This is a genomic window from Kitasatospora sp. NPDC001175 (assembly GCF_053598215.1).
Genome location: NZ_JBSFJU010000024.1, coordinates 108,266 through 116,164 on the forward strand (window position 1 = coordinate 108,266; position 7,899 = coordinate 116,164).

Here is a 7,899-nt window from a genome sequence, read left to right on the forward strand (position 1 = left end):
GGGAGGCCGCTGGTTGGCACTGGCGGCACATTGTCGTCAAGACCGGGAGTAAGTATGACCGTCCAGGACGAGACCACTGTCGAGAGTGGCATCATCCTCACCGATGCCGCCGCGGCCAAGGTCAAGGGCCTGCTTGAGCAGGAAGGCCGCGACGACCTGGCGCTGCGCGTCGCCGTTCAGCCGGGCGGCTGCTCCGGCCTGCGCTACCAGCTGTTCTTCGACGAGCGCTCGCTCGACGGTGACGTCGTCAAGGACTTCAACGGTGTCAAGGTCGTCACCGACCGGATGAGCGCCCCGTACCTGGGCGGTGCGACCGTCGACTTCGTCGACACCATCGAGAAGCAGGGCTTCACCATCGACAACCCGAACGCCACCGGCTCCTGCGCCTGCGGCGACTCCTTCAGCTAAGCCTCACGGCTCCTGCTAGGCCCTTCGGTATGAACGACGGCGGCCCCCGGGTGATCCCGGGGGCCGCCGCCCGTTTCCGCCGTCCCTAGGCCCTACTGCGGACCGCCGATCGGCGGCGGGTCCATCGACAGCGTCTGACCGGTGCCCAGGTCCACCACCGATCGGCCGGCCAGCGGGCGGCTCAGCTTCGCCGTCACCGAGTTCCGCTTGGCGAGGGCCGGGCAGGCCTGGCCGCGGGGCGCGGTCTGGGTGACCACCACCCGGACGTCCACCTCACCCTGCTTGGACTCGTCGGTCTTCAGCCCGTACTTGTCGCAGACCCCGCCGTAGAACCAGACCGTCAGCTGGTCGTCCTGCACCTGGTAGGCCAGCGCGGGCAGCTTGACGGGTGCCGGCTCGCCGGGCGCTATACCGGGGTTGCCCGGCGATCCGCCGGGGGCCGGGGTGCTTGGATCCGCGGTCGCGGACGTCGTCGGGCCGGTGCTCGGGGTGGACGTCGTGCCGGAGGGCGAGGGTGCCGCCGAGGAGACCGTGGGGCTAGCCGACGATCCGGTGGCCGCGTCCGAACCCCCGCCGGACCCGGAGGGCCCGCAGGCGGCGACCGTACCGACGGCGAGCACCAGTCCGGCCAGGGCCGTCGCCCGGCGCCGAACCCGCCCGCGCACGGACCGGACCGCTGCGGCTGAGGTGTTCTCGTCCATGCTGTGACTTCCTCCCGAGGGCTCGCGCTCCGCCACCTCGGCGGCGCTGCGCGGATCTGACGTGCCCCGGGTGAATCCGGTTCCCTCGTTCGGAAGCCGGCGGGTCAGCTCCCGTACTCGGGCATGTCGGCGACCAGCCGCCGGGCCCGGGACGGTACCGACACCCCCGCAGGCCGCAGCGCGACAGCGGCCTGCGGAGCACTGCCCGCCGGGGGCCAGAACCGGCCGAGCCGGCGGGAGGAACTGACCAGGGAAGCGAGCGAGTCGGCCTCGATCTCGCCCGGCCAGGAACGGGCGGACGACCGGACAGGAGGGCTGGGCCGCAGCGCGGACGGGTTGGGCTTCATCGGTGTCACCGCTCCGATCACCGAGCCGTGGCGGCACCGCCACGGACCTGGGGCCGATGGGCCTTCTGAGTGCGACCCTAGGCCGCGGCCGGGCCGTGGACCAGGGGTACCGGCGGGTAGTGCCCGTTCGAGTGGCTGAATAGCAGGTACAGGTACGCGGCCCGGGGCGGGTACCGTTGGAGGGTTCTTTCAACTGTTTTCCCGGCCCAGAGCCACCAGAGGAGACCTTCGTGCGCATCGCCGTCGCCGGCTCGATCGCCACCGACCATCTGACGACCTTCCCCGGCCGCTTCGCCGACCAGCTGGTCGCCGAGCAGCTGCACACGGTCTCGCTGTCGTTCCTGGTGGACACCCTCGACATCCGCCGTGGCGGGGTGGCCCCGAACATCTCCTTCGGCATGGGCGTGCTCGGCCTGCGCCCGATCCTGGTCGGCGCCGCCGGCGCGGACTTCCATGAGTACCGCAGCTGGCTGGAGCGCAACAACGTCGACACCGACTCGGTGCACATCTCCGAGACCCGGCACACCGCCCGCTTCATGTGCACGACCGACCAGGACCACAACCAGATCGCCTCCTTCTACACCGGCGCGATGGCCGAGGCCCGCAACATCGAGCTGAAGCCGATCGCCGACCGCGTGGGCGGCCTCGACCTGGTCCTGATCGGCGCCGACGACCCGGCCGCGATGGTCCGCCACACCCAGGAGTGCCGCACCCGCGGCTACGCCTTCGCCGCCGACCCCTCGCAGCAGCTGGCCCGCCTGGAGGGCGACGACATCCGGCTGATCGTGGACGGCGCCGCGTACCTGTTCACCAACGAGTACGAGGCCGCGCTGATCGAGTCCAAGACCGGCTGGGACGCGGACGAGATCCTCCGCCGGGTCGGCACCCGGATCACCACCCTCGGCGCCAAGGGCGTCCGGATCCAGCGCCAGGGCGAGCCGGACGTCTCCGTCGCCTGCCCGGCCGAGGAGCGCAAGGCCGACCCCACCGGCGTCGGCGACGGCTTCCGCGCCGGCTTCCTGGCCGGTCTCTCCTGGAACCTCGGCCTGGAGCGCTCCGCCCAGCTCGGCTGCATGCTCGCCACCCTGGTGATCGAGACCGTCGGCACCCAGGAGTACGAGCTGCGCCACAACCACTTCCTGGACCGCTTCGCCGCGACCTACGGCGAGGAGGCCGCCGCCGAGGTCCGCGCCCGCCTGGTCAACTAGTCCCCACCGGTCCCGACAGGACGAACGGCCCGGGGCGCGGGAAGCCGCAGAGCGGCATCCCGCGCCCCGGGCGCGCTCTCAGCCCACCCTGCGGACCAGGTACGCCGAGCCCCGGTCCCGCCCGTACTCGGCAGCCGCCCGCTCGCCCAGGTACTCCTGCCCGCGCATCTCGCACCAGGCCGGGACGTCCAGCCGGGCCGCCTCGTCGTCGGACAGCACCGCGACCGTCCCGCCCGGCTCGACCTCCCCGATCCGCTTGGCCAGTTCGATCACCGGCAGCGGACAGCGCTTCCCCAGCGCGTCGATCACCAGGGTCTCCCGGGCGGCCGCCGTGGCCGCCAGGTCGAGCCCCAGCGGAGCCCGTACACCCGCCACCACCTCGGGCAGCACGGCAAGGAAGCGGTCGACATCCGACTCGGCCACCCCGTAGGGGAGCGAGACGCGGACGTTGCCCTCGGTCAGCACGCCCATCGCCGCCAGCACATGGCTCGGCGTCAGCGTGCTCGAGGTGCAGGAGGAGCCGGAGGAGACCGCGAACCCGGCCTTGTCCAGCTCGCCCAGCAGCACCTCGCCGTCCACGTACAGGCAGGAGAAGGTGACCAGGTGCGGCAGCCGCCGGACCGGGTCGCCGACCACCTCGACCTCCGGCACCAGCCGGGGCACCTGCGTCCGGATCCGCTCCACCAGCGCGTGCAGCCGGGAGTTCTCCCGTTCGGCCTCGGCCCGGACCGCCCGCAGCGAGGCGGCCGCGGCTACGATCGCGGGCACGTTGACGTATCCGGGTGCCCGGCCGCTCTCGCGCTCGTCGGCGGGCAGCGGCGAGACGTACCTGACACCCTTGCGGACGGCGAGCACCCCGACCCCGGCCGGGCCGCCCCACTTGTGCGCACTGGCCGTCAGCAGCGACCACCCGGACGGCACCGGCAGCCGCCCCACGCTCTGCGCGGCGTCCACCAGCAACGGCACCCCGCCGATCGCGGCGGCGACCTCGGTGACCGGCTGCACCGTTCCCACCTCGTGGTTGGCGGACTGCAGCACCGCCAGGGCGGTGTCCGGACGGACGGCGGCGGCGAACTCCTCGGCGGCCACCAGCCCGTGCCGGTCGACCGCGACCGCACTCACCTCTCCGCCCTCGGCGGCGTACCGCTCGGCCGTGTGCAGCACGCTGGAGTGCTCCACGGCGGAGTGCACCAGATGACGGCCCGTCCGGCGGCGTCCGGCCACGGCGCCGAGCATGCCCAGCTGGACGGCCTGGGTGCCGCTCGCGGTGAACGAGATCTCGTCCGGCCTGGCGCCCAGCACCTCGGCGACCGTCTCCCGGGCCGCGTCCAGCAGCATCCGGGCCTGCCGTCCGGAGCGGTAAAGCCGGGCCGGGTCCGCCCACCCCTCGTCCAGCGCGGCGTTCAACGCCTGCCTGGCGACGGGATGCAGCGGAGCGGTCGAGGCCACGTCGAAGTAGGACACAGACGACAGTATCCCGCGCTCATCCCCCGTCAGCCGTCCGGACCGTACCGCCCCCGGCCCCGCTCACCACCGCCGCGGTCCGCCGCGCACGACCACCCTGCAAGGCCGCCTCCGGTGGGGGAGCCCGCCGGCCAGGGACCGGGTGCGCCCGCTTGCCCGGCCGTGGTGCCGGGCACGTCCGGCTGGACGGCCTGGGGCTCGCGGTGACCTCGTTTGTCCGATTCGCACTGACCCGACGGTCTGTCACCCGGGTGTCGCAGTGCCATCCCACGATTGGGTGTGCGAGGCTCGAAGGACCGCGATGACCTGGGATTCCGTGCATGCCGGGGCTGATCGGGTAGGCGGGCGGCGCGTTAGCGGGACCTGCCCGTCAGGAGCACATAAGCCTGGAGTAGGGTTTGGCCCGCATAAGCATTCAAACCGTGCCCGTGGCCGGGTCGCAGGGGAGGCGCACAGCATCCCGGGGGCGACGCGATCGCGGGCGAGACTTCGGGAAGGCGCTACGTGAGTCCCAACGGCTCCGACCGCTCGCCGCGGCGCACGATGCGGCGGAAGCTGCCTCAGGCGCTGGCACTGGGCCTCGTCATCGCGACCGCTACCGGCTGCTCGGCCAATGACCTGCCCAGGCTTGGCCTCCCGTCGCCCGTCACCAAGGAAGGCCCGCTGGTCCTCCACATGTGGCAGGGCTCGTGGATCGCGGCGCTGGTAGTCGGCGTACTGATGTGGGGTCTGATCATCTGGAGCGTGATCTTCCACCGGCGCAGCCGCACCAAGGTGGAGATCCCGGCTCAGACCCGGTACAATGTGCCGATCGAGGCGCTGTACACCGCGGTCCCCATCGTCATCGTCTCGGTGCTGTTCTACTTCGTCGCCCGCGACGAGTCCCGGCTCACCCAGACCTCGGCCAAGCCGCAGCACTACGTGAACGTGGTCGGCTTCCAGTGGAGCTGGGCCTTCAACTACGAGAACACCGAGAACCCCGACCCGGCGAACACCAACGCCGCGTACGAGGTCGGTACCCCCGCCGAGGCGCCTACGCTGTACCTGCCGATCAACGAGACGGTGCAGTTCCGCCTGACCTCGCGGGACGTGATCCACGACTTCTGGCCCGTCAACTTCATGATGAAGATGGACGTCGTGCCGGGTCTGGTCAACAGCTTCGAGGTCACCCCGACCTCGTACGGCACCTTCCGGGGTAAGTGCGCCGAGCTCTGCGGCGTCGACCACTCCCGGATGCTGTTCAACGTCAAGGTGGTCTCGCACGACGAGTACGAGCAGCACCTGAAGGAGCTCCGGGCCAAGGGCCAGAGCGGCGCGGTGCCTTCGGGCATCACGGGCATTGAAGGTGAGAAGTGACTATCCTCAACGAGCCCGCCGCCGCCGGCGGGGCATCCGGGCTCTCGGCAGGCGGGGCCACCCGGACCCGCAAGCCGGGTTCCACGATCATCAAGTGGCTGACCACCACCGACCACAAGACGATCGGCACGATGTACCTCGGTACCTCGTTCGCGTTCTTCCTGATCGGTGGCATCCTCGCCCTGGTCATGCGTGCTGAGCTGGCTCGTCCCGGGACCCAGATCCTGTCGAACGAGCAGTTCAACCAGGCGTTCACGATGCACGGCACGATCATGCTGCTGATGTTCGCGACGCCGCTGTTCGCCGGTTTCGCGAACTGGATCATGCCACTCCAGATCGGCGCTCCCGACGTCGCGTTCCCGCGTCTGAACATGTTCGCCTACTGGCTGTACCTGTTCGGCTCGCTGATCGCGGTGGCTGGCTTCCTCACCCCGCAGGGTGCCGCCGACTTCGGCTGGTTCGCCTACTCGCCGCTGTCGGACGCGGTCCGCTCGCCGGGCGTCGGCGCCGACATGTGGATCATGGGTCTGGCCTTCTCCGGCTTCGGCACGATCCTCGGTGCGGTCAACTTCATCACCACGATCATCTGCATGCGCGCGCCCGGCATGACGATGTTCCGGATGTCGATCTTCGTCTGGAACACCCTGCTGACCGCCGTGCTGGTCCTGCTGGCCTTCCCGGTCCTCGCGGCCGCGCTGTTCGCCCTGGAGGCGGACCGCAAGTTCGGGGCGCACGTCTTCGACCCGGCCAACGGCGGTGCACTGCTCTGGCAGCACCTCTTCTGGTTCTTCGGTCACCCCGAGGTGTACATCATCGCGCTGCCGTTCTTCGGCATCATCTCGGAGATCGTCCCGGTCTTCAGCCGCAAGCCGATGTTCGGTTACTCCGGTCTGATCGCGGCCACCATCGCGATCGCCGGTCTGTCCGTGACGGTGTGGGCCCACCACATGTACGTCACCGGACAGGTGCTGCTGCCGTTCTTCTCCTTCATGACCTTCCTGATCGCGGTCCCGACCGGTGTGAAGTTCTTCAACTGGGTCGGCACCATGTGGAAGGGCTCGCTGAGCTTCGAGACCCCGATGCTCTGGACGGTCGGCTTCCTGGTCACCTTCCTCTTCGGCGGTCTGACCGGTGTTCTGCTGGCCTCCCCGCCGATCGACTTCCACGTCTCGGACTCGTACTTCGTCGTCGCCCACTTCCACTACGTGGTTTTCGGCACCGTCGTGTTCGCGATGTTCGCCGGCTTCCACTTCTGGTGGCCGAAGATGACCGGCAAGATGCTCGACGAGCGCCTTGGCAAGATCACCTTCTGGACGCTGTTCTTCGGCTTCCACACCACCTTCCTGGTCCAGCACTGGCTGGGTGCCGAGGGCATGCCGCGCCGCTACGCCGACTACCTGGCCTCGGACGGCTTCACCACGCTGAACACCGTCTCCACCATCGGCTCGTTCCTGCTCGGTCTGTCGATCCTGCCGTTCCTCTACAACGTCTGGAAGACCGCCAAGTACGGCGAGAAGATCGAGGTCGACGACCCGTGGGGCTACGGCCGTTCGCTGGAGTGGGCGACCTCCTGCCCGCCGCCGCGGCACAACTTCCTCACGCTGCCCCGGATCCGTTCCGAATCCCCGGCCTTCGACCTGCACCACCCGGAGATCGCCGCGCTGGACTACCTGGAGAACCACGGTGAGCCGGCCAAGCACTTCGAGGGCGTGACCCCGGCGAAGTACGACAACCCGGCGCTGGGCAAGGGCAAGAAGGGTGGGAACGCCTGATGAAGGAACAGGGCAAGATCTTCCTGGGCCTGGCGGTCTTCGTACTGGCGATGGCCATCACCTACGGTCTGTGGTCCAAGGAGGCAGCCGGTACCACCGCGCTGTTCCTGGCCTTCGGCCTGTGCGCCTTCATCGGGTACTACCTCGCCTTCACCGCCCGCCGGGTGGACAGCGGCGCGGGTGACAACCCCGAGGCGGAGGTCGCGGACGACGCCGGCGAGCTGGGCTTCTTCGCCCCGCACAGCTGGCAGCCGCTCTCGATGGCGGTCGGTGGTGCGCTGGCCTTCCTGGGCGTCATCTTCGGCTGGTGGCTGATGTTCTGGGCGGCCCCGATCATCCTGGTCGGCCTGTACGGCTGGGTCTTCGAGTTCTACCGGGGCGAGAACCAGAACCAGTAGGTTCTCCTCGCTCCGGGCGCCGGGCCGGGCATCCCTTCGGGGGTGCCCGGCCCGGCGCCGTTCTGTTGACCGGGTAAGACCGACCGGCAATAGGGCCCGCGGCGTCGCGTGCCGATAGCTCTCTCTCCCTCCTTGCCCGCCATCGGGCAGGAGGGGCCCTCGGACGCACATCCCTCGTCGCGCGCAGCGCCGCTGCGCTCTCTTCCCCCAGCCTGACGGCCGGGGGGACCCCCGCACGATGCACG

8 protein-coding genes are annotated in these 7,899 nt (G+C 70.0%); 5 read left to right on the forward strand and 3 right to left on the reverse strand.

Annotation, left to right across the window (positions count from 1 at the left end; genetic code table 11):
• The first annotated feature begins 54 nt into the window (after nt 1-54).
• On the forward strand, nt 55-408 hold the full coding sequence (erpA, locus tag ACWDAK_RS19415) for an iron-sulfur cluster insertion protein ErpA (RefSeq protein ID WP_344634142.1): 354 nt from the start codon (nt 55-57) through the stop codon (nt 406-408).
• Nucleotides 409-500: 92 nt separating this feature from the next.
• On the opposite strand, the gene ACWDAK_RS19420 is transcribed toward erpA, so the two are convergent.
• Both ACWDAK_RS19420 and ACWDAK_RS19425 read right to left on the reverse strand, forming a co-directional pair.
• Entirely contained in the window at nt 501-1,109 is a 609-nt protein-coding gene (locus ACWDAK_RS19420) for a hypothetical protein (RefSeq protein ID WP_344634141.1), read from the reverse strand.
• Nucleotides 1,110-1,213: 104 nt separating this feature from the next.
• Entirely contained in the window at nt 1,214-1,456 is a 243-nt protein-coding gene (locus ACWDAK_RS19425) for a hypothetical protein (protein WP_344634140.1), read from the reverse strand.
• Nucleotides 1,457-1,686: 230 nt separating this feature from the next.
• Between ACWDAK_RS19425 and ACWDAK_RS19430 the strand changes: the two genes are divergently transcribed.
• A complete protein-coding gene (locus tag ACWDAK_RS19430; RefSeq protein ID WP_344634139.1) occupies nt 1,687-2,664 on the forward strand; it encodes a carbohydrate kinase family protein in 978 nt (325 codons plus the stop codon).
• 78 nt (nt 2,665-2,742) lie between these two features.
• Here ACWDAK_RS19430 and ACWDAK_RS19435 read toward each other — a convergent pair whose 3' ends face one another.
• On the reverse strand, nt 2,743-4,128 hold the full coding sequence (locus tag ACWDAK_RS19435; RefSeq protein WP_427393686.1) for a cysteine desulfurase/sulfurtransferase TusA family protein: 1,386 nt from the start codon (nt 4,126-4,128) through the stop codon (nt 2,743-2,745).
• A 504-nt stretch (nt 4,129-4,632) separates the two neighbouring features.
• Here ACWDAK_RS19435 and ctaC point away from each other — a divergent pair.
• The 3 genes from ctaC to ACWDAK_RS19450 are packed head-to-tail and all read left to right on the forward strand — an operon-like array spanning nt 4,633 to nt 7,654.
• A complete protein-coding gene (gene ctaC / locus ACWDAK_RS19440; RefSeq protein ID WP_344634137.1) occupies nt 4,633-5,484 on the forward strand; it encodes an aa3-type cytochrome oxidase subunit II in 852 nt (283 codons plus the stop codon).
• Nucleotides 5,481-7,256 (forward strand): aa3-type cytochrome oxidase subunit I, encoded by a 1,776-nt coding sequence (ctaD, locus tag ACWDAK_RS19445; protein ID WP_344634136.1) that lies wholly within the window; start codon nt 5,481-5,483, stop codon nt 7,254-7,256. The genes ctaC and ctaD overlap by 4 nt, the downstream gene beginning before the upstream one ends.
• Nucleotides 7,256-7,654 carry a cytochrome c oxidase subunit 4 gene (locus ACWDAK_RS19450; RefSeq protein WP_344634135.1) on the forward strand — a complete coding sequence of 133 codons (399 nt, stop codon included), beginning with the start codon at nt 7,256-7,258 and terminating at the stop codon, nt 7,652-7,654. The genes ctaD and ACWDAK_RS19450 overlap by 1 nt, the downstream gene beginning before the upstream one ends.
• The last annotated feature ends 245 nt before the right edge of the window (nt 7,655-7,899 follow it).